At 67.1% G+C, this 18,893-nt stretch carries 18 protein-coding genes, 1 tRNA gene and 2 rRNA genes (1 of these 21 only partly in view); 16 read left to right on the top strand and 5 right to left on the bottom strand.

Annotated elements, in window-relative coordinates:
* From ACK8OR_RS17015 to ACK8OR_RS16975, 9 genes are all read left to right on the top strand, one after another.
* Positions 1–759: ribosomal RNA gene (locus tag ACK8OR_RS17015) — 23S ribosomal RNA — on the top strand; it begins 2,072 nt to the left of the window's first position.
* Positions 760–846: 87 nt separating this feature from the next.
* Positions 847–961, top strand: a 5S ribosomal RNA gene (gene rrf, locus ACK8OR_RS17010).
* A gap of 44 nt (positions 962–1,005) precedes the next feature.
* A tRNA-Met gene (locus ACK8OR_RS17005) sits at positions 1,006–1,082 on the top strand.
* 403 nt (positions 1,083–1,485) lie between these two features.
* Positions 1,486–2,571: an ABC transporter ATP-binding protein gene (locus tag ACK8OR_RS17000; protein ID WP_410190574.1), complete on the top strand. Its 1,086-nt coding sequence runs from the start codon at positions 1,486–1,488 to the stop codon at positions 2,569–2,571.
* The gene (locus ACK8OR_RS16995; RefSeq protein WP_410190573.1) at positions 2,571–3,671 is read left to right on the top strand and encodes an ABC transporter ATP-binding protein; all 1,101 of its coding nucleotides are present in this window, start codon (positions 2,571–2,573) and stop codon (positions 3,669–3,671) included. Before ACK8OR_RS17000 ends, ACK8OR_RS16995 begins: the two co-directional genes overlap by 1 nt.
* Complete coding sequence (locus ACK8OR_RS16990; protein ID WP_410190572.1) at positions 3,671–4,546, top strand: carbohydrate ABC transporter permease; 876 nt, start codon at positions 3,671–3,673, stop codon at positions 4,544–4,546. Before ACK8OR_RS16995 ends, ACK8OR_RS16990 begins: the two co-directional genes overlap by 1 nt.
* Positions 4,543–5,436, top strand: a complete 894-nt coding sequence (locus tag ACK8OR_RS16985) for a carbohydrate ABC transporter permease (protein WP_410190571.1) — start codon at positions 4,543–4,545, stop codon at positions 5,434–5,436. The genes ACK8OR_RS16990 and ACK8OR_RS16985 overlap by 4 nt, the downstream gene beginning before the upstream one ends.
* Before the next feature lie 24 nt (positions 5,437–5,460).
* On the top strand, positions 5,461–5,736 hold the full coding sequence (locus ACK8OR_RS16980; RefSeq protein WP_298429087.1) for a DUF2160 domain-containing protein: 276 nt from the start codon (positions 5,461–5,463) through the stop codon (positions 5,734–5,736).
* 76 nt (positions 5,737–5,812) lie between these two features.
* Positions 5,813–7,540 carry an ABC transporter substrate-binding protein gene (locus ACK8OR_RS16975; RefSeq protein WP_410190570.1) on the top strand — a complete coding sequence of 576 codons (1,728 nt, stop codon included), beginning with the start codon at positions 5,813–5,815 and terminating at the stop codon, positions 7,538–7,540.
* An 87-nt stretch (positions 7,541–7,627) separates the two neighbouring features.
* Here the strand turns inward: ACK8OR_RS16975 and ACK8OR_RS16970 are convergent, their stop codons facing one another.
* A complete protein-coding gene (locus ACK8OR_RS16970) occupies positions 7,628–8,299 on the bottom strand; it encodes a GntR family transcriptional regulator (RefSeq protein WP_410190569.1) in 672 nt (223 codons plus the stop codon).
* Positions 8,300–8,422: 123 nt separating this feature from the next.
* Here ACK8OR_RS16970 and ACK8OR_RS16965 point away from each other — a divergent pair, with 123 nt between their 5' ends.
* The 4 genes from ACK8OR_RS16965 to ACK8OR_RS16950 all read left to right on the top strand — a co-directional run bounded on the left by ACK8OR_RS16965 (position 8,423) and on the right by ACK8OR_RS16950 (position 12,440).
* Positions 8,423–9,499, top strand: a complete 1,077-nt coding sequence (locus tag ACK8OR_RS16965) for a 4-hydroxythreonine-4-phosphate dehydrogenase PdxA (RefSeq protein ID WP_410190568.1) — start codon at positions 8,423–8,425, stop codon at positions 9,497–9,499.
* Between the two features lie 48 nt (positions 9,500–9,547).
* The gene (locus ACK8OR_RS16960; protein ID WP_410190567.1) at positions 9,548–10,528 is read left to right on the top strand and encodes a TRAP transporter substrate-binding protein; all 981 of its coding nucleotides are present in this window, start codon (positions 9,548–9,550) and stop codon (positions 10,526–10,528) included.
* Positions 10,529–10,602: 74 nt separating this feature from the next.
* Positions 10,603–11,157 (top strand): TRAP transporter small permease, encoded by a 555-nt coding sequence (locus ACK8OR_RS16955; protein ID WP_410190566.1) that lies wholly within the window; start codon positions 10,603–10,605, stop codon positions 11,155–11,157.
* Entirely contained in the window at positions 11,154–12,440 is a 1,287-nt protein-coding gene (locus ACK8OR_RS16950) for a TRAP transporter large permease (protein ID WP_410190565.1), read from the top strand. Before ACK8OR_RS16955 ends, ACK8OR_RS16950 begins: the two co-directional genes overlap by 4 nt.
* Before the next feature lie 13 nt (positions 12,441–12,453).
* Here ACK8OR_RS16950 and ACK8OR_RS16945 read toward each other — a convergent pair whose 3' ends face one another.
* The 4 genes from ACK8OR_RS16945 to ACK8OR_RS16930 form a co-directional block, all read right to left on the bottom strand.
* Positions 12,454–13,290: a GNAT family N-acetyltransferase gene (locus tag ACK8OR_RS16945; RefSeq protein ID WP_410190564.1), complete on the bottom strand. Its 837-nt coding sequence runs from the start codon at positions 13,288–13,290 to the stop codon at positions 12,454–12,456.
* A gap of 256 nt (positions 13,291–13,546) precedes the next feature.
* On the bottom strand, positions 13,547–14,335 hold the full coding sequence (locus tag ACK8OR_RS16940; RefSeq protein WP_410190563.1) for a metal ABC transporter permease: 789 nt from the start codon (positions 14,333–14,335) through the stop codon (positions 13,547–13,549).
* Positions 14,335–15,057 (bottom strand): metal ABC transporter ATP-binding protein, encoded by a 723-nt coding sequence (locus ACK8OR_RS16935; protein ID WP_410190562.1) that lies wholly within the window; start codon positions 15,055–15,057, stop codon positions 14,335–14,337. Before ACK8OR_RS16935 ends, ACK8OR_RS16940 begins: the two co-directional genes overlap by 1 nt.
* The gene (locus tag ACK8OR_RS16930) at positions 15,054–15,527 is read right to left on the bottom strand and encodes a Fur family transcriptional regulator (RefSeq protein ID WP_410190561.1); all 474 of its coding nucleotides are present in this window, start codon (positions 15,525–15,527) and stop codon (positions 15,054–15,056) included. The genes ACK8OR_RS16935 and ACK8OR_RS16930 overlap by 4 nt, the downstream gene beginning before the upstream one ends.
* Before the next feature lie 62 nt (positions 15,528–15,589).
* On the opposite strand from ACK8OR_RS16930, the gene ACK8OR_RS16925 reads away from it, so the two are divergent.
* The 3 genes from ACK8OR_RS16925 (at position 15,590) to ACK8OR_RS16915 (ending at position 18,806) form a co-directional block, all read left to right on the top strand.
* On the top strand, positions 15,590–16,576 hold the full coding sequence (locus ACK8OR_RS16925; protein WP_410190560.1) for a zinc ABC transporter substrate-binding protein: 987 nt from the start codon (positions 15,590–15,592) through the stop codon (positions 16,574–16,576).
* Between the two features lie 72 nt (positions 16,577–16,648).
* A complete protein-coding gene (locus ACK8OR_RS16920) occupies positions 16,649–17,311 on the top strand; it encodes an ImuA family protein (protein ID WP_410190559.1) in 663 nt (220 codons plus the stop codon).
* Positions 17,193–18,806, top strand: a complete 1,614-nt coding sequence (locus ACK8OR_RS16915; RefSeq protein WP_410190558.1) for a Y-family DNA polymerase — start codon at positions 17,193–17,195, stop codon at positions 18,804–18,806. Before ACK8OR_RS16920 ends, ACK8OR_RS16915 begins: the two co-directional genes overlap by 119 nt.
* Positions 18,807–18,893: the final 87 nt, after the last annotated feature.

Here is an 18,893-nt window from a genome sequence, read left to right as displayed (position 1 = left end):
GCTTTGAAGCGGTGACGCCAGTCGCCGTGGAGCCTCCCTTGAGATACCACCCTTGCCTCGCTTGATATCTAACCGCGGTCCGTTATCCGGATCCGGGACCCTCTGTGGCGGGTAGTTTGACTGGGGCGGTCGCCTCCTAAAGAGTAACGGAGGCGCGCGAAGGTTGGCTCAGATCGGTCGGACATCGATCGTTGAGTGCAATGGCAGAAGCCAGCCTGACTGCGAGACTGACAAGTCGAGCAGAGTCGAAAGACGGCCATAGTGATCCGGTGGTCCCAAGTGGGAGGGCCATCGCTCAACGGATAAAAGGTACGCCGGGGATAACAGGCTGATACTGCCCAAGAGTCCATATCGACGGCAGTGTTTGGCACCTCGATGTCGGCTCATCTCATCCTGGGGCTGGAGCAGGTCCCAAGGGTACGGCTGTTCGCCGTTTAAAGAGGTACGTGAGCTGGGTTTAGAACGTCGTGAGACAGTTCGGTCCCTATCTTCCGTGGGTGTAGGATATTTGAGAAGAGTTGCCCCTAGTACGAGAGGACCGGGGTGAACGATCCACTGGTGGACCAGTTGTCATGCCAATGGCAGTGCTGGGTAGCTATGATCGGACAGGATAACCGCTGAAGGCATCTAAGCGGGAAGCCCCCTTCAAAACAAGATATCCCTGAGGACCGTGGTAGACCACCACGTCGATAGGCCAGAGATGTAAGCGCCGTAAGGCGTTCAGTTGACTGGTACTAATTGTCCGATAGGCTTGATTTGATCCAGTAGAAGCCTGGCTTCTGATTGGACTGAACAAGAGCATACACGCACAGCGTGCTCGGCTTGGAATTCGATGTGTTTCCTCGGTTTGGTGATCATAGCGCAAGCAAAACACCCGGTCCCATCCCGAACCCGGCCGTTAAGTGCTGTAGCGCCGATGGTACTGCGTCTTAAGACGTGGGAGAGTAGGTCATCGCCAAACCTAGGAAGCACATCGAATGTATCTCTCGAACGATGACGAATTGGCGCGGGATGGAGCAGCCCGGTAGCTCGTCAGGCTCATAACCTGAAGGTCGTAGGTTCAAATCCTACTCCCGCAACCATTTTCAATATCCACGCAAGACGCCGCCTCCGGGCGGTTTTTTCGCGTCCGGCGGCATTAACGGCGCCGACGTCGCCGGGTGCGGGCGAACGCGGTTCCGGGTTGTCACAGGCGACGGTTGGTCGGGCTTCGCTGTCCGGCAAGCATGGGACAGCAGGGCGTCGCTGTCTCCTACGGCGGATGCAACCTGCGCTCGGATCTCAATGACGCCGGGGCAGGGCAGGCGCGAATGGGCGATTGCGGGCTAGGTCGTCCCGGATTTCTGTCTTACGCTTACGTCAGAGGATGCCGAGTTCGGCGCCGTAGGTCCGCGAGGGCGGTGTTCTGCCCCGCCCGAACGCGACACGGCGCAGAGACGGCAGGGGGCGGCGGAGTGCTCGGAACAAGATGACGGGAGGTCGGGCATGAGTTTGTCGTTGCAAGGCGTGACACAGCAGGTGGGCGCCCAGACGCATATCCACCGCACGGATCTGACGCTGGAGAACGGCACGATGAACGTGCTGCTCGGGCCAACATCTTCGGGCAAGACAACTCTGATGCGCCTGATGGCAGGGCTCGACCAGCCGACCGAAGGGCGCGTCGTCTGGCAGGGTGAAGACGTCACGGGGATGCGCGTCCAGGATCGCAAGGTCGCGATGGTCTACCAGCAGTTCATCAACTACCCGTCGATGACGGTCCGCGAGAACATCGCCTCGCCGATGAAGTTGATGGGGATCGACCGGGCCGAGATCGACCGCCGTGTCGACGAGACGGCCGAGATGATGAAGCTGACCCCGATGCTGGAGCGCAAGCCGCTGGAGCTTTCGGGCGGCCAGCAGCAGCGATGCGCCCTGGCGCGGGCGCTGGTCAAGAACGCAGGTCTTGTCCTGCTCGACGAGCCGCTGGCCAATCTGGATTACAAACTGCGCGAGGAGTTGCGGGCCGAGATCCCGCGCATCTTCGAGGCGTCGGGGGCGATCTTCGTCTACGCCACGACCGAGCCCGAGGAGGCGTTGCTGCTCGGGGGGAATTGCGCCACGCTCTGGGAGGGGCGGGTGACGCAGTTCGGACCGACCGCCGAGGTCTACCGACAGCCCGCCGACGCGACGACGGCACGCGTCTTCTCGGACCCGCCGATGAATTTCCTGACGCTTCAGAAGCGCGGCGACGCCATGACCTATGGTACCGATGACGTGCTGCCGTCCGGCTATCTCGGGGATGGCCTGCGCGACGGCACCTATCTTGCGGGGTTCCGTCCCAACCATCTCTCGCTCGAGCCGGTCGAGGGCGCGATCCGTTTCGAGACCACGCTGACCGTGACCGAGATCACCGGGTCCGAGACCTTCGTCCATCTCGATCATCACGGCGAGCGGTGGGTCGGGCTAATCCACGGGATCCGTGATTTGACGCCCGGACAGGCGCTCGACGTCTACCTGCATCCGTCGCGGGTCTATCTCTTCGACGCGGACGGCGCGCTCGTCGTCGGCGCCAGCTATGCTGAGGCCGCCTGATGGCCAAGATCACGCTCGAGAACCTGGCGCATTCTTACATGGCGAATCCCAAGGGGCCGGACGACTACGCCCTGAAGGAGCTGCATCACGACTGGACGGACGGCGAAGCCTACGCACTCTTGGGGGCGTCGGGCTGCGGCAAGTCCACGCTCCTGAACATCATCTCGGGGCTTCTGCGCCCGAGCCATGGGCGCGTGCTCTTCGATGGGCGGGACGTCACCGATGCGCCCACCGCCGAGCGCAACATCGCGCAGGTGTTCCAGTTCCCGGTCGTCTACGACACGATGACCGTTCGCGAGAACCTCGCCTTTCCCCTGAAGAACCGCGGCCTCCCGCCGGACGAGATCGCGCGCCGCGTCCAGAAGGTCGGCGCGATGATCGACATGGAGGATCAGCTCAACCGCAAGGCGCGGGGCCTGACGGCGGACGCCAAGCAGAAGATCAGCCTCGGGCGCGGCATGGTCCGCGAGGACGTGAACGCACTCCTCTTCGACGAGCCGCTGACCGTGATCGACCCGCACATGAAATGGGAGCTGCGGACCCAGCTCAAGAAACTGCACGACGATTTCGGGCACACGATGATCTATGTGACCCACGACCAGACCGAGGCGCTGACCTTCGCCGACAAGGTCGTTGTGATGCATGACGGGCGCGTCGTGCAGATCGGCACCCCGCGCGAGCTGTTCGAGCGGCCCGCCCACACCTTCGTCGGGTATTTCATCGGCTCGCCGGGGATGAACCTGTTCGACGCGACATTGGACGGGCGCATGGCGCGGATCGGCGAGACGGCGATCGACCTCGGGGCCGCCTATTCCGGCGAGGGGCGCATCCAGATCGGAGTGCGGCCCGAATTCATCCAGCTCCGGTCCGGTGGCGAAGGTCTGCCCGCCACCATCACCCGGATCGAGGATGTCGGGCGGCACAGGATCGTTCGGCTGGATGTGATGGGCCACGAGGTCAGCGCGATCGCGGGCGAGGGTGATCCCATTCCCGCCGATGTCGACCGCATCGGCTTGGCGCCAGAGGGCATCAACGTCTACGCTGATGACTGGCGTCTCGCGCCGATCGGGTCGGATGACACACAGGGGAGGGTTGCGTGATGCAGAAGACCGTCAACCACAAGGCCTGGTTCCTCGTCCTTCCGGTGCTGCTGCTCGTCGCGTTCTCGGCGGTCATCCCGCTGATGACGGTGGTGAATTACTCGGTTCAGGACACATTCGGGAACAACCAGTTCTTCTGGGCCGGCCTTGCCTGGTTCGAGGAGATGCTGGCCTCCGAGCGGATGTGGAACGCGCTGGCCCGCCAGCTGACCTTCTCGGCGATCATCCTCGCCATCGAGGTGCCGCTGGGCATCTTCGTGGCCCTGAACATGCCGAAATCGGGCTTCTGGTCGTCCTTCTGCCTCGTGGCGATGTCGCTGCCGCTGCTGATCCCGTGGAACGTGGTGGGCACGATCTGGCAGATCTTCGGGCGCGTCGATATCGGCCTGCTGGGCTATACGCTCGACGCGCTGGGGATCGACTACAACTACACGCAGAACACCCTCGACGCGTGGGTCACGGTGATCGTGATGGATGTCTGGCACTGGACGTCGCTGGTCGCCCTTCTGGCCTTTGCCGGCCTGCGCTCGATCCCCGACGCCTATTACCAGGCCGCCAAGATCGATCAGGCGAGCCGCTGGGCCGTCTTCCGTTTCATCGAGCTGCCCAAGATGGCGGGTGTCCTGATGATCGCGATCCTTCTGCGCTTCATGGACAGCTTCATGATCTACACCGAACCCTTCGTCGTCACCGGCGGCGGTCCGGGCAATGCCACGACCTTCCTGTCGATCGACCTCGTGAAGATGGCGTTGGGGCAGTTCGACCTCGGACCCGCGGCGGCGTTCAGCCTGATGTACTTCCTCGTGATCCTGCTGATCTCATGGGTGTTCTACACGGTGATGACCAATCTCGACGCGCGGGAGTCCCGGGGATGACCGACAACACCGTCCAAGCCCCCGGCGCCGGCACCATTCCCGGCAATGTCGTTACCTCGCGGCCCTATGCCGCGACCCGCCGGCGCTTCCGCCCATCGGGCAGCGCGGTGGTCATGACGCTGTACCTGCTGTTCCTGCTGGTGCCGATCTACTGGCTCCTGAACATGAGCCTGAAGACCAATTCCGAGATCCTCGGGACGTTCTCGCTCTGGCCGCGCGACCTGACGCTGGCGAACTATGCCAAGATCCTGAACGACCCATCCTGGTACATGGGCTACGTCAATTCGCTGATCTACGTGGTGATGAACACCGTGATCTCGCTGACCGTCGCGCTACCCGCGGCCTACGCCTTCTCGCGCTATACGTTCATGGGCGACAAGCACCTGTTCTTCTGGCTCCTGACCAACCGGATGGCCCCGCCCGCGGTCTTCGCCCTGCCGTTCTTCCAGCTCTATTCATCGGTCGGCCTCTTCGACACGCATATCGCCGTGGCACTTGCCCACTGCCTCTTCAACGTGCCGCTCGCGGTCTGGATCCTCGAAGGCTTCATGCGCGGCGTCCCCAAGGAGATCGACGAGACGGCCTATATCGACGGCTACAGCTTCGGCGGCTTCTTCGTGAAGATCTTCATGCCGCTGATCGCCTCCGGCATCGGCGTCGCCGCGTTCTTCTGCTTCATGTTCTCGTGGGTCGAACTGCTCCTGTCGCGCACGCTGACCACGGTGGACGCCAAGCCCATCGCGGCGATCATGACGCGGACGCAAGGGGCATCGGGCATCGACTGGGGCGTGCTTGCGGCGGCGGGCGTGTTGACGATCGTGCCCGGCGCGCTCGTGATCTATTTCGTGCGCAACTACATCGCCAAGGGCTTCGCCCTGGGGCGGGTGTGATGATCGGTCGGGGGGAGGCGCGTCATGCTTGACTGGATGGCCTGGACCTGGCCCACGGCTGCGTTCTTCGGGGTGATCGCGCTCCTGCTCGTGACCTTCACGGTGCTCGCGATCCGCTATCCCGAGACGCCGCGCACCGGCATCCTCCGGATCGAGACGACTCGGGGTGATCGGCTGTTCATCACGCTGCTGGGCTCGGCCTTCATAAACCTGATCTGGCTCGCGCTGGGGATCGGGCCGCAATACTGGGCCCTCGTCCTCTGCCTAGCCTACGCCGCTGCCGTGTTCCGGTGGGTCTAGGCGATACCGAATTCGTGCCGCCTTCGGGACGGCGCGGGTAACCAAGAAAACGTCCAAGACCAATGGGAGGTAAAGGATGAAAACCCTGATACGATCAACGAGCGCGATGGGGATGGCACTCGCGCTGCTCGCCGGGCCGGCCTTCGCGGACATGGAAGCCGCGATGTCGTTCCTCGACAACGAGATCGACGGCCTCTCGGTCCTCACCCGCGAGGAGCAGGAAGCCGAGATGCAGTGGTTCGTCGACGCGGCCCAGCCCTTCGCCGGCATGGAGATCAACGTCGTCTCCGAGACGATCACGACCCACGAATACGAAAGCCAGGTGCTGGCACCCGCCTTCACCGCGATCACCGGGATCTCGGTGACGCACGACCTGATCGGCGAGGGCGATGTCGTCGAGAAGCTGCAGACGCAGATGCAGTCGGGGCAGAATGTCTATGACGCCTATGTCAACGACTCCGACCTGATCGGCACGCATTGGCGCTACCAGCAGGTGCGCAACCTGACCGACTGGATGGCGAACGAAGGTGCGGACGTCACGTCGCCCACGCTGAACCTCGACGACTTCATCGGGCTCCAGTTCACGACGGCGCCCGACGGCAAGCTCTACCAGCTGCCTGACCAGCAGTTCGCGAACCTCTATTGGTTCCGCTACGACTGGTTCAACGACGAGAAGAACAAGACCGACTTCATGGACACCTTCGGCTACGAGCTGGGTGTTCCGGTCAACTGGTCCGCATACGAGGACATCGCCGAATTCTTCACTGGCCGCGACCTGAGCCATATGGGCGTCGAAGGCGACGTCTACGGCAACATGGATTACGGCAAGAAGGACCCGAGCCTCGGCTGGCGTTACACTGACGCGTGGATGTCTATGGCCGGCATGGGCGATGTGGGCGAACCCAACGGCCTTCCGGTCGACGAATGGGGCATCCGTGTCAACGAGAACAGCCAGCCGGTCGGCTCCTGCGTGGCTCGGGGCGGTGCGACCAACTCGCCCGCCGCAGTCTACGCGGTCAACAAGGCGATCGAATGGCTGCAGAAGTACTCGCCGCCCTCGGCTGCCGGTATGACCTTCGGCGAAGCGGGTCCGATCCCGGCGCAGGGCCAGATCGCCCAGCAGATGTTCTGGTACACCGCGTTCACCGCCGACATGGTCGGTGACGGCGCGGCGGCGGTACTCAACGAGGACGGCACGCCCAAGTGGCGCATGGCCCCCTCGCCGCACGGCGTCTACTGGAAGGACGGCCAGAAGGTCGGCTACCAGGACGTGGGATCGTGGACGCTTATGCAGTCCACGCCCGTCGACCGGGCACAGGCCGCGTGGCTCTACGCGCAGTTCGTGACCTCGATGACGGTGGACCTCAAGAAGTCCGACGTGGGTCTCACGTTCATCCGCGAGTCGACGATCAACTCCGACCACTTCTCGGAGCGTGCCAACCTTCTGGGCGGCCTGATCGAGTTCTACCGCTCGCCCGCCCGCGTGGCGTGGTCGCCGACCGGGACGAACGTGCCGGACTACCCCAAGCTGGCACAGCTCTGGTGGCAGAACATCGGTGACGCCATGTCCGGCGCCAAGACCGCACAGGAAGCGCTCGACGCGCTGTGCGAGGCGCAGGAAAGCGTGCTGGAGCGTCTCGAGCGCGCCGGCGTGCAAGGCGATATCGGTCCGGTCATGAACGAAGAGCAGGACCCGCAGGTCTGGTTCGACATGGACGGCGCGCCCTATGCCAAGATCGAGAACGAGGACGAGGAGCCGATGACGGTTTCCTACGACGAGCTCGTCCAGTCCTGGCAGCAGTGATCCGTCACTGAGCGACACCGGGCCGGGCCGCGCAATCGTGCGGCCCGGCCTTTTCATTGGCCGAACCGGCCATTCGGCCAGCGCGGGTCAGTCGTCCGATGTGACGACGTTGCGCACGCGGTCCCAGGTATTCGTCAGATGCCGCTCCATGGTCTCGGCCAGCCGCTCGCCGTCACGCGCGCGCAGGGCTTCGGCCATCTCGGCATGCTCCTCGACCGCCGCCCGCCAGAAGTCTTCCTGCCGGTTGCCGATGAAACGGATGCGCTTCAGGCGGGCCTGCAGGCTTCTTTGGGTCTCGGCCAACGCCTCGTTGCCCGTGATCTCGGACAGCCGCGTATGGAATGCCTGGTTCAGCTTGTAATAGGGCAGGCGGTCGCGCGCTTCGTAGAGCGCCATCATCCGGTCGTGGATCTCGAGCAATTCGTCGATCTCGGCATCCGTGGCCCGCGCGCAGGCAAGACGGCCCGCGAAGGCCTCCAGATGAGCCTGCAATTCCAGCATCCCGCGCACTTCGTCGGCCGAGAGCTTCCGTACGACGCTGCCTCGTGACGGCCGGATCTCGATCAACCCTTCGGCGGCCAGCGTCCGCAGCGCTTCGCGGAATGGGGTGCGCGAAATGCCCAGCTTCACGATCAGCACGGCCTCGTCGATCCGGTGCCCCGGCTCCAGGTGGCCTTCGATGATCAGGTCCCTGATCTGCTCGACGGCCTGATCGTGCAGGCTGCGTTTGGCGATGGTGCGGATCGGGGTCGAATGCATGTCGCGGGCGACTCGTCTGGTGGGCCTGACACGCACCTAGCAGCCTTCCGCTTGTCATTCGAGAGCACCTGTGTATTTTGTATACAAACGGGAGGCGGGATGGCGGAGCAGCGGCGAATCGCAATGGCCCTCGGCGATGCCGGCGGCATCGGTCTCGAGCTGGCGGCCCGCGCTCTGGCCGACGCCTCGGCGGGTGCCGGCATCACCGTCTTCGGCGATGCCCGCGCGCTGGCGCTCGGGGCGACGCAGGCGGGCGTGACGCTGGACCTGCCGTTCGTCACGCCGGACGATCTGACGCGACCGGACGCCGGGACGTTCGTTGTCGACCTGGGCAATTCCGATCCGGCCGACGCTTCCGTGGGCGAGGCCACGGGCGCAGCGGGCGGTGCTGCGCTGGAGAATTTCCGGGCGGCCCTTCTGGCGGCGCGCGCCGGCCTCGCCGACGCCGTGGCCTTCACCCCTTTCAACAAGGCCGCGATGCGGATGGCCAAGCCCGACCATGTCGACGAGATCGGCTTCATCGACGCGGTTCTCGACGCGCCGCGCTCGGGGCGGGAATTCAACGTTCTCGACGAGGTCTGGAACGCCCGCGCGACGTCCCATATCCCGCTGCGCGACGTCGCGGACACCCTGAGCACGGATCGCGTCTTCGACAGCCTCGCGCTGACGATCGAGGTCATGGAGGACGCGGGCTTCGACCGCCCGCGTATCGGCGTCGCCGCACTCAACCCCCATGCGGGGGATGGTCGCAACTTCGGGGCCGAGGATGACGACATCATCCTGCCCGCCGTCGCACGCGCACAGGCACGCCAGATGGCGGTCACCGGCCCCGTGCCGTCGGACACGGTCTTCGTGCGGGCGCTCAAGGGCGAGTTCGACGCCGTGCTGACCATGTTCCACGACCAGGGACAGATCGCCATGAAGCTGATCGGGTTCGATCGCGGCGTAACGCTGATCGCGGGCTACGGCTTTCCGATCGTCACGCCCGCCCACGGCACCGCCTACGACATCGCGGGGCGGGGCATCGCGGATACGGGCGCGACGCTGGCGGCGCTGGCGCTGGGGCGCAAGCTCGCCGCCCGCCACCCGCCGAAGACGATCGATGACGCGGCGCACGCGGAGTTGCGCACGGCGCTGATGACCCGGCCGGACTGGTCGGCCGGTACGACCGGCCTCACCGCGGCGGCGGCCGGAGGCTAGGACCGTCGGCACGGGCCGACAGAACACGGATCAATCTGGGAGGATGACATGAAAACGATGAAGCTGGGCGCGCTGGTCGCGCTGACACTCGGGTGGGGCGGCACGGTCGCCGCGCAGGAAGAGATCATCTTCGGCATATCGGCCACGCCGAACTCGCTGCAGGGCCAGTCGGCCTACGAGTTCCAGCGCCGTGCCAACGAGAAGCTGGGCGATCTGGGCGAGGTCACCGTCTTCGACAGCTCGCAACTCGGCAAGGACAAGGACATGCTCCAGAAGATCCGGCTGGGCACGATGCACATCACGCTGCCGTCTTCGGTCATGCCCGAGATCGCGCCGGAATACGCGATCTTCGATCTGCCCTTCCTCGTGGCCGATCGCGACCATCTCGCGCGGATGGACGAGACGCTGTTCAGCGGCACGCTCGTGCCCGCCGCCGAGGCCAAGGGCTACCGTCCGCTCGCGGTGTGGGAGAACGGCTTTCGGCAGATCACCAACAACGAGCGCCCGGTCAACGTGCCCGCCGATCTCGACGGCCTGAAGATCCGTACGCCCAATTCGTCCTGGCGCGTGTCGATGTTCGAGGAATGGGGCGCCAATCCGACGCCGATGTCCTTCTCGGAGGTGTTCGTCGCACTTCAGACCGGCGTCATCGACGGGCAGGAGAACCCGCTCACCAACATCGCGGGCGCGAAGTTCGAGGAGGTGCAGAAATACCTCTCGATGACCGGCCATGTCTATTCGCCCGCCTATCCGACCGTGGGCGTCGAGACCTTTGAGAAGCTCGATCCTGCGATCCAGGACATCCTCGCCACGACGGCGCAGGAAGTGGCCGTCTGGGCGCGCGAGCAGGGGGCCGCGCAGGATGACGAACTGCTGACCAAGCTGACGGAAGCGGGCATGGAGGTGAACGTCGCCGACCGCGCGGCCTTCGTCGACGCCTCGGGCCCGATCTACGAGAAGTTCGCGACCGAGGTCGAGAACGGGCAGGCCATGATCGACGAGGCGATGTCCCTCGCCAACGGCTCCTGACCCCGACGCCATGACACGGGGCGGCGCGCCGATCCGGGCGCGCCGCCCCCTCGTCCCGCAATGGATCGCATGACATGCGCAAGACGGTCATCCGCACGCTCGATCTCGGCCTTCAGGTCGCGACCCTCGCGATGATCGTCGTCCTAGCGGGCATCGTCCTGCTGGGCGTGGCCTTCCGCTATTCGGGCGCGTCGCTGATCTGGTACGACGAGGTGTCCTCCGTTCTCCTGGCGTGGATCACCTTCACGGGCGCGGCGCTCGCGGTGCTGCGCAACGCGCATCTGGGGTTCAACGGGCTCCTCTTCGGTTTGCCCATGCCGTTCCGGATGATCCTGTTCTGGGTCGTCGAGGCGCTGTTTCTGGCCACCTTCGCGGTGGTCGTCTGGGGTGGCTGGGCGATCCTCGAATTCTTCGGCACCGAGACGATGACGACCCTGCGCTTCGTGCCCCGCGTCGTGGTGCAGGGCGTCTTGCCCGTAGCCGCGGCGCTGATGATCCTCGGCCGCGTTCTGACCCTGCCCGAGCGGCGCGACGCGATCGTCGCGGGTCGCGACCCCGAAGCCGAGGAGATCTCGCACGAGATCGCGCGGGCCGAGGCCGAGCTGGCGCGGGCGGGCCGTCGCCCATGACCGAAGCGCTCGTCCTCCTCTCGATGTTCCTCCTGATCGCCATGGGCCTGCCCATCGCGGTGTCGATCCTCGCCAGCGCGCTGGTCGGCGTCTGGCTCCTGAACGGCTCGCTGGGGTTCCTGAACGCGGCGCTATCGCTCTTCGACGGGGCCACCAGCTTTCCATTGATCGCGATCCCGCTCTTCATCCTTGCGGGCGCATTGATGAACACGGGCGGCATTTCGGTCCGGCTGATCGCCTTCGTATCGGCGCTGATCGGTTTCGTCCGGGGCGGGCTGGCGATGGTGAATGTGGGTGTGTCGCTGTTCTTCGCCGAGATCTCGGGTTCGGCCGTGGCGGACGTCGCGGCCACCGGCTCCGTCCTCATCCCGGCGATGAAGCGCAAGGGCTATGCGCCGCGCTTCGCCGCCGCGCTCACCTCTTCGACCGCATCGCTGGCGATCATCATCCCGCCCTCGATCCCGATGATCCTCTACGGCGCGCTCTCCAACACCTCCATCGTGCAGCTTTTCGTCGCCGGGATCGTGCCGGGCCTCATGGGCGCGTCGCTCCTGATGGCCATGTGCTACTATTTCTCGGTGCGCTACGACCTCCCGCGCGAGGATGGGTTCTCGCTTGCCCGGCTGGGCCAAGCCACCCGCGAGGCAGCCTGGGCGCTGATGCTGCCGGTCATCATCCTCGGCGGCATCTTCGGCGGGATCGTCACGGCGACCGAGGGCGCGGGGCTCGCCGTCCTCGCGGCGCTGGCCATCGGGCTCCTGGTCTATCGCGAGCTGAACCTGCGGAAGCTCTACGCCGCGCTGATCGACGGCGTGCTCCAGACCTCTGTGGTGATGCTGCTCGTGGCGTCCTCGGCGGTGCTCGGGCTCTACCTGACCGAAACCCAGATGCCGCAGAAGCTTGCCGCCGGCATCACGACGCTGACCGAAAATCCGTTCCTCGTCCTGATGATCATCAACGTCTTCCTTCTGTTCGTCGGCATGGTCCTGCACGGGGCCGCGGCGATCATCCTGACGGTCCCGATCTTCATGCCGCTGGTCAACCAGCTCGGAATCGACCCGGTGCATTTCGGCATTCTCCTGACGCTGAACATCGCGCTGGGCCAGCAGACGCCGCCGGTCGCGAGCGTCCTCGTCACCGCCTGTTCGATCGCCAAGACCGACGTCTGGGCCACGACGAAGACGAACCTGCCCTTCATCGGCGTGCTGGTCTTCGTCCTGCTGACGGTGACCTACGTCCCCGCGGTCCCGCTCTGGCTGGTCGGCGTGTTCTACGGGCCGTGACGGGCGGGCGCCGTCAGCCGAGTTCCAGCGACGTCGCTCCGAAGCTGACCTCAAGGCCGCGCCGCATGGCGGGAACCAGGCCCCGGTACATGCGTGCGGTCTGGAACCCCGCGACCATCCCTTCCGCGCTGCAACGGGCGGCGAAGGTCTCGGCGGCCAGCGGAACATCGACCGTGATCTCGACGTCGTCCGATCCCGCGACGTGGGCCAGAAGCTCCATCGCGGTCGCATCGTCGGGCGCGATCAACGGCCCCACCTTCACGCCGACACGGCAGGCGCGCCGCGTCGCCACACCCCGGATCGCGCCGCCATCTCGCAGAACGAAGGTGTGACGCGTCGGCGCATCCGTGAACCACGCGGCCATGTAGACCGGCTTCCCCCAGCCCGACGCCCGTGCCTCGAGATCCAACAGCGCGGCGATGTCATCGGGGCGCGCAGGTCCGATGCGGTCCGAGCGCTGCCCGTCGATCCGGCCGACATGGCGCATGGCCCCGCCCGCGGCGACGAATCCCGAGCGCGCGTAATTGGCCTGTTGGTCCGGGACCCCGTCCAGCCCGACGATCCGGTTGCCCGCATGGGCCAGCGCGTGGGTCCAGAGCGCGAGGCCGATGCCACGCCCGCGATGCGACGGGCGGCAGATATAGAGGCCGAGAAAGGCGAAGGCCGCGCTGTGGTTGACGACCGAGATCGCCGCGACCGGCGCGCCGTCCGCTTCGGCGACGAAGAACCCGTCCGGGTCGGCCGCCCAGAAGGCCTCGGCGTCGTCATGACCGGGGTTCCAGCCCTCGGCCGCCGCCCAGTCCAGCACGAGCCGCAACTCGGGTAGCGTCATTCGACGGCAGACGGTCACGCCGCCACGCGCGCCCGGACGCACCGTGACGGCCGTGCCCCGGCCCGCAGTGAGTGTATCGCGTTGTCACGTCGCATCATCAGACCGGATCGGCCCTGCATCCCGAGATCGGCCATCTTCATCGCCCGCTCCTTCTATCTTCGACGGTTCGGTCGCGGTGATCGGGACTCCCGCGCCATCGCCGGAATGCTAACCGATCGGACCCGCCCATGTCTGGGTTGCCGCGATCCGCCTGCCCCCTCCGCGAAGAAGGCCCCTAGCGGCGGACCTGATCGACCACGAGGGAGATCGCGAACAGGACGGCCGCGACGCAGACGATGCTCGGGCCGGTCGGTGCGTCGGTGATGAAGGACAGCGCGACACCGCCCAGGGCCGAGATCGCCCCGGCCAGCGTCGCCAGGATGGCCATGCCCTCCGGCGTGGACGAGACCGTGCGCGCCGCCGCCGCCGGGATCAGCAGCATGGCCGAGATCAGGAGGGCCCCGACGACCTTGATCGCCACCGCGACCGTCACCGCCAGCGCCAGCGTCAGGATCAGCTGCTCGCGGCGCGCGGCGATGCCGTCGGCCTGCGCGAGATCCGTCCCCAGCGTCGCCGTCAGGAGCGGTGTCCAGCGCCAGGCCAGAAGGCCGAGCACGATGCCGGCCCCACCCCAGATCACCCAGAGGTCGATTGGGCGCACTGCGAGGATGTCCCCGAAGAGGAAGGACGTGAGGTCGATGCGGATGCCCGGCACGAAGGTCACGGCCACGAGGCCCGTGGCGAGCGCCGTGTGACTGAGCACGCCGAGGACCGTGTCCGACGCGCGGCGCCGTCCCGTCATGAGCGTCACGCCGACCGCCATGCCCGCCGCCACCAGAAGGACCCCGAGGCTGACCGAGACGCCGAAGGCCAGCGCCAGCGCCACCCCGAGGATCGACGCGTGCGCGGTCGCGTCGCCGAAATACGCCATCCGACGCCAGACCACGAAGCAGCCCAGTGGCCCGGTCGCGACGGCGACACCCAGTCCGGCAAGCGCTGCGCGGACGACGAAATCGTCGAGCATCAGCCGGCATCTCCGTGGTGGTGATGGTGATGCTCGTGGCGATAGAGCGCCAGCGCGCCCCGCGTGCCCGTGCCGAAGAGCGCGCGGTATTCCGGCGCCGAGGCGACATGCTCGGGTCGTCCATCGCAGCAGATATGACCGTTGAGGCAGACGACGCGATCCGAGGCCGCCATGACCACGTGCAGCTCGTGGCTGACCATCAGAACGGCGCATCCGGTCTCGTCGCGGATCTCGGCCAGGCGCTGATAGAAGTCGGCGGAGCCGGGCTGGTCGAGGCCCTGCGTCGGCTCGTCGAGGAGGAGGATCTGCGGGTCCCCGAGCAGAGCGCGCGCAAGAAGAACGCGTTGCCGCTGTCCCCCCGAGAGATCGGCCATCTGGCTGTCGGCCAGCGCGGCGATGCCTGCCCGCGCCATCGCCGTCTCGAGGCGGTCGCGCGCGGTCCGGCGGGGCAGGTTCAGGAACCGGCGCACCGTGAGCGGCAGCGTCGCGTCGAGCGCCAGCGTCTGTGGCACGTATCCGATCCGGAGCCCGGGCGCGCGTTCGATCCGGCCGGCGGCGGGCAGGGCCCCGATGATCGTGCGCAGCAGCGTGGACTTGCCCGACCCGTTCGGCCCGACGATCGTGACGATCTCGGCAGGCGCGACCGACAGGTCGATGTCATGCAGGATTCGGCGTCCGTCGAGATGTACCGAGATGTTCGTCAGGGCGAGAAGGGGCGTCACGCGGCGGTCTCGCGGCAGGCGGGGCAGAGCCCTTCCAGTTCGATCGAGCTGCGTTCGATCTCGAACCCCGCATCGCGAGCGATCGGGTCGACTGCGGCGGGGTTGGCTTGCGCTTCGGCCACGGCGTCGCAGGCGCGGCAGATCAGGAACATCGGGTCGTGCGGCTGGCCGGGACAGATGCAGGCGACGAAGGCATTGCGCCGTTCGATGCGGTGCGCGAAACCCTGCGCCCCTAGAAACTCCAACGCGCGATAGATGGTCGGCGGCTGCGGTGAGTGCCCATCGGCGCGCATTCGCTCGACGATGTCGTAGGCACCGAGCGCGCGATGCTCGCGCAGCAGGATTTCCAGCACCTGGCGGCGCGCGCTCGTCAACTGGAGGTCACGCGCGGCGCAATGCGCCTCGGCTGCGGCGAGGGAGGTCTCGACACAGTCGGAATGATCGTGACGGGTGAAGCCGATTGGAGTCATGAGGGGTTGATATGTTATAATGTTGCGTCTAACAAGCGCTCGTCCTGACCCGGAGATACACCATGATGCGCGCCCTTGTCCTATCTCTCGTCGCCATGCCCGCCTGGGCCGAGCCGCCGCGTGTCGTCACCGATATCGCGCCGGTCCATTCGCTCGTGGCGCGTGTGATGGACGGCGTCGGCACCCCCGACCTGATCCTGCCACAGGGTGGATCGCCCCATGATTACAGCCTGCGTCCGTCCCAGGCCGGCGCGCTCGAATCGGCGGATGCGGTCGTGTGGGTCGGGCGCGAGCTGACGCCATGGCTGGCCGACGCGGTCGAGGCGCTGTCCGAGGAGGGCGCATCGCTGGAGCTTCTCGACGTGCCCGGCACCCGGTTGGTCGAGGGGCACGACCATGGCGATCATGGCGATCACGCGGAGCATGCCGACGAAGGCCATGATGATCACGGCCACGACGATCATGGCCATGACGACCATGAATATGACGACCATGCGAGCGACGAGGGCGGGCACGAGGGTCACGACCATGGCGGGCTCGATCCCCATGGCTGGCTCGACCCGGCGAACGGCATCCTGTGGATCGACGCGATCGCTGCGCGGCTCTCGGCGCTCGACCCCGAGAATGCCGTCATCTACGCCGCGAATGCCGAAGCGGGGCGCGCCGAGATCACCGACGCCGCCCGGAAGATCAGCACCCGCCTCGACGGGCTGCCCGATCGCGGTTTCGTCGTGTTCCATGACGGCTACGGCCCGTTCGAAGCCGCGTTCGACCGTCCGGCCTTCGGTGCCATCGCGCGCGGCGACGCGGCCGATCCAGGAGCCGCCCACATCGCCGAGTTGCGCGCCGCCATCGCGGACGAATCGGTCATCTGCGTCTTCGGCGAGGCACAGGCCAATTCCGGCCTCGTGGATACGGTGATCGAAGGCTCCGACGCCCGGACCGCGGTGCTGGACCCGCTCGGAATGCAACAGGCGCTGGGCCCCGATTTCTATGTCAAGACACTGACAGCATTGGCAAACAGCATCGCGTCCTGCCTCGAGTCCTGACAGGACTCGACAAACCCGCGCAACATGAGAACATTAGGGGAACATTTTAGCGATTCCCCGGGTTGCCACGCCATGCCCGATTCCGATCCGCCCGTCCTGACGGAAGCCTTCTCGACCTCGCGGGACGGGGCGGGCACCGGCCTCGTGCTGGCCCAGATCGACCAGGCCGCCCCGCGCGGCCGGCCGATCCTCTGGGTGCAGGACCGGCGCGCGGCCAGCGAGGCGGGCCTGCCCTCGATCCGGGGAATCCAGAGTGACGAACGGCCCATCCTGAGGGTCACGGCGAACCGCGCGATCGACGCGCTCTGGGCGATGGAGGAAGGACTGGAATGCAGCGCGTTGTCCGCCGTCATCGGCGAGGTCTGGGGCAATCCCAAGGCGCTCGACTTCACCGCGACCAAGCGGCTGGCGCTGCGGTCGCGGCGGTCGGGCGTGCCGCTCTGGCTGCTGCGCCCGGACGGCGTGGCGGACCTGTCGGTCGCCGCCGAGCGCTGGTCCGTCGCGGCGCTTCCGTCTCTGGACAACACGCTCGACGCGCGTGCGCCGGGTCTGCCGCTCTGGGGCGCGGAGCTGTTCCGGTCGCGGGGTGCGCGCCCCGGCCGGTGGGTGGCCAGCCATGACCGGGCGACGCATCGCCTCGATCTGGTTGCCGCAGTTCGCGATGGCGCGGTGGGCGCGGGTGCAGGCGGCGACGCCCCGGCCCGACCCCGTGCCGTGGGAGACGGCCGCCCCTGAACCCGATGCCGACGCGCCGCTGGTGCTGGCCGCCGAGGGGCCCCACGGCCCGGTGATCCACGCGGCCAACGCGGGCGCATCCCAGATCGGCGCGTCCCGCGGGATGCGGGTCGTGGACATGCAGAGCCTCTGCCCCGAACTGATCGTGCGCCCGGCGGACCTGGCGGGCGACGCGGGCGCATTGGTCCGGCTGTCGCACTGGGCGCGGCGCTGGTGTCCGTGGTCGGCGACCGACGGGACGGACGGCGTGGTTCTCGACACCACCGGCGCGGCCCATCTCTGGGGCGGCGAGGCGGGGATGCTGGCCGATATGGCGACCCGGCTGGACGGTCTGGGACAGGCCGCGCGCATCGCCGTGGCCCCGACCCACGGCGCGGCCTGGGCGTTGGCACGGCATGGCGACGCGGCCCCGATCTGCACCGAGGCCGCGTTGGCGGATCGGTTGGCGCCGCTGCCGGTGGCGGCGCTGCGGCTGGACGGCGCGACGGTCCTGACCCTGCGCCGCCTCGGCCTCAAGCGGATCGGCGACCTGATGGCGGTGCCCCGCGCCGTGCTGGAGCGGCGCTTCGGGCGCGATGGTCGGATGCTCGACACGCCGCTGCGCCGGCTCGACCAGGCGCTGGGCCGCCTGCCCGAGCCGGTGGTCAGCCCCGCGCCGCCCGAGCGGTTCCGCGTGCTGCGCCGCCTGCCCGAGTCGGTGATGGATCCGCAGCCGCTGCTGCCCGAGCTGATGTCGGCGCTCTGCGACCGGCTGGGGGTGGCGGGGCAGGGCGCGCGCATCCTGCGGCTGGAGCTCTACCGTGTCGACGGGGCGACGGCGCGCTTCGATGCGGGCACGGCACGGGCCAGCCGCGACCCGGACCACCTGCGCCGCCTGCTGGAGAAGCGCTTCGAGAGCCTCGACGCGGGCTTCGGCTTCGACATGATCGCGCTGGAGGCGACGCGGGTCGAAGACCAGGCGGCCGCGCAGGTCCGACTCGACGGCGAGACCGAGAGCGATGTCGCCATCGCGACCCTGATGGACCGGCTCTCGGCGCGGCTGGGCGTCGGCGCCGTGCAGGTCCCCGAACTCCGCGAAAGCCACATCCCCGAGCGGGCCGAGCGCTGGGTGCCCGCGCTGGCCGGGGGCACCCGGTCCCGCGCCGAACGTCTCGCCCCCGGCGGTCTCGGCGGTGGCGGCTTGGTGGCGGCCCCCCGGCGCGAACGGCCCGTCCGGCTGCTGCAGGCGCCCGAGCGGATCGAGGTGCTCTATGCGGTCCCCGAAGGCCCGCCCGTCCGCTTCGCCTGGCGCAAGCGGCCCTATCGGATCGCGCGGCATCAGGGTCCCGAACGGCTGGCCCCCGAATGGTGGCGCGCCCGGCCCGGCACGCGGCTGCGGGACTACTACAAGGTCGAGGTCGAGGAGGGCGCGCGCTACTGGCTGTTCCGCGAGGGGATCGTGGGTGACGGCCGGGGCGGCATGCCCGACTGGTTCATGCACGGGATGTTCCCGTGATCGCCCCGCCGAAACCTTCACCCGCCGTTAAGGTTAACGCGCCCCTGTCGTCCTCTGGCCCGAAATACCTCGGGGGGAGTCGGCGCA

This window comes from Jannaschia halovivens, assembly GCF_046452375.1.
Classification (GTDB): Bacteria; Pseudomonadota; Alphaproteobacteria; order Rhodobacterales; family Rhodobacteraceae; genus Jannaschia; species Jannaschia halovivens.
The sequence above is the reverse complement of the archived record's forward strand: the minus strand, read 5'-3'. Positions and strand labels throughout refer to the sequence as shown.

Coding starts and splice junctions, on each gene's coding strand:
- ACK8OR_RS16990 (WP_410190572.1), top strand. CDS start 3,671: ATGCAGAAGACCGTCAACCACAAGGCCTGGTTCCTCGTCCTTCCGGTG.
- ACK8OR_RS16985 (WP_410190571.1), top strand. CDS start 4,543: ATGACCGACAACACCGTCCAAGCCCCCGGCGCCGGCACCATTCCCGGC.
- ACK8OR_RS16995 (WP_410190573.1), top strand. CDS start 2,571: ATGGCCAAGATCACGCTCGAGAACCTGGCGCATTCTTACATGGCGAAT.
- ACK8OR_RS16920 (WP_410190559.1), top strand. CDS start 16,649: ATGCCCGATTCCGATCCGCCCGTCCTGACGGAAGCCTTCTCGACCTCG.
- ACK8OR_RS16930 (WP_410190561.1), bottom strand. CDS start 15,527: ATGACTCCAATCGGCTTCACCCGTCACGATCATTCCGACTGTGTCGAG.
- ACK8OR_RS16970 (WP_410190569.1), bottom strand. CDS start 8,299: ATGCATTCGACCCCGATCCGCACCATCGCCAAACGCAGCCTGCACGAT.
- ACK8OR_RS16965 (WP_410190568.1), top strand. CDS start 8,423: ATGGCCCTCGGCGATGCCGGCGGCATCGGTCTCGAGCTGGCGGCCCGC.
- ACK8OR_RS16960 (WP_410190567.1), top strand. CDS start 9,548: ATGAAAACGATGAAGCTGGGCGCGCTGGTCGCGCTGACACTCGGGTGG.
- ACK8OR_RS16915 (WP_410190558.1), top strand. CDS start 17,193: ATGACCGGGCGACGCATCGCCTCGATCTGGTTGCCGCAGTTCGCGATG.
- ACK8OR_RS16950 (WP_410190565.1), top strand. CDS start 11,154: ATGACCGAAGCGCTCGTCCTCCTCTCGATGTTCCTCCTGATCGCCATG.
- ACK8OR_RS16940 (WP_410190563.1), bottom strand. CDS start 14,335: ATGCTCGACGATTTCGTCGTCCGCGCAGCGCTTGCCGGACTGGGTGTC.
- ACK8OR_RS16980 (WP_298429087.1), top strand. CDS start 5,461: ATGCTTGACTGGATGGCCTGGACCTGGCCCACGGCTGCGTTCTTCGGG.
- ACK8OR_RS17000 (WP_410190574.1), top strand. CDS start 1,486: ATGAGTTTGTCGTTGCAAGGCGTGACACAGCAGGTGGGCGCCCAGACG.
- ACK8OR_RS16975 (WP_410190570.1), top strand. CDS start 5,813: ATGAAAACCCTGATACGATCAACGAGCGCGATGGGGATGGCACTCGCG.
- ACK8OR_RS16925 (WP_410190560.1), top strand. CDS start 15,590: ATGATGCGCGCCCTTGTCCTATCTCTCGTCGCCATGCCCGCCTGGGCC.
- ACK8OR_RS16955 (WP_410190566.1), top strand. CDS start 10,603: ATGCGCAAGACGGTCATCCGCACGCTCGATCTCGGCCTTCAGGTCGCG.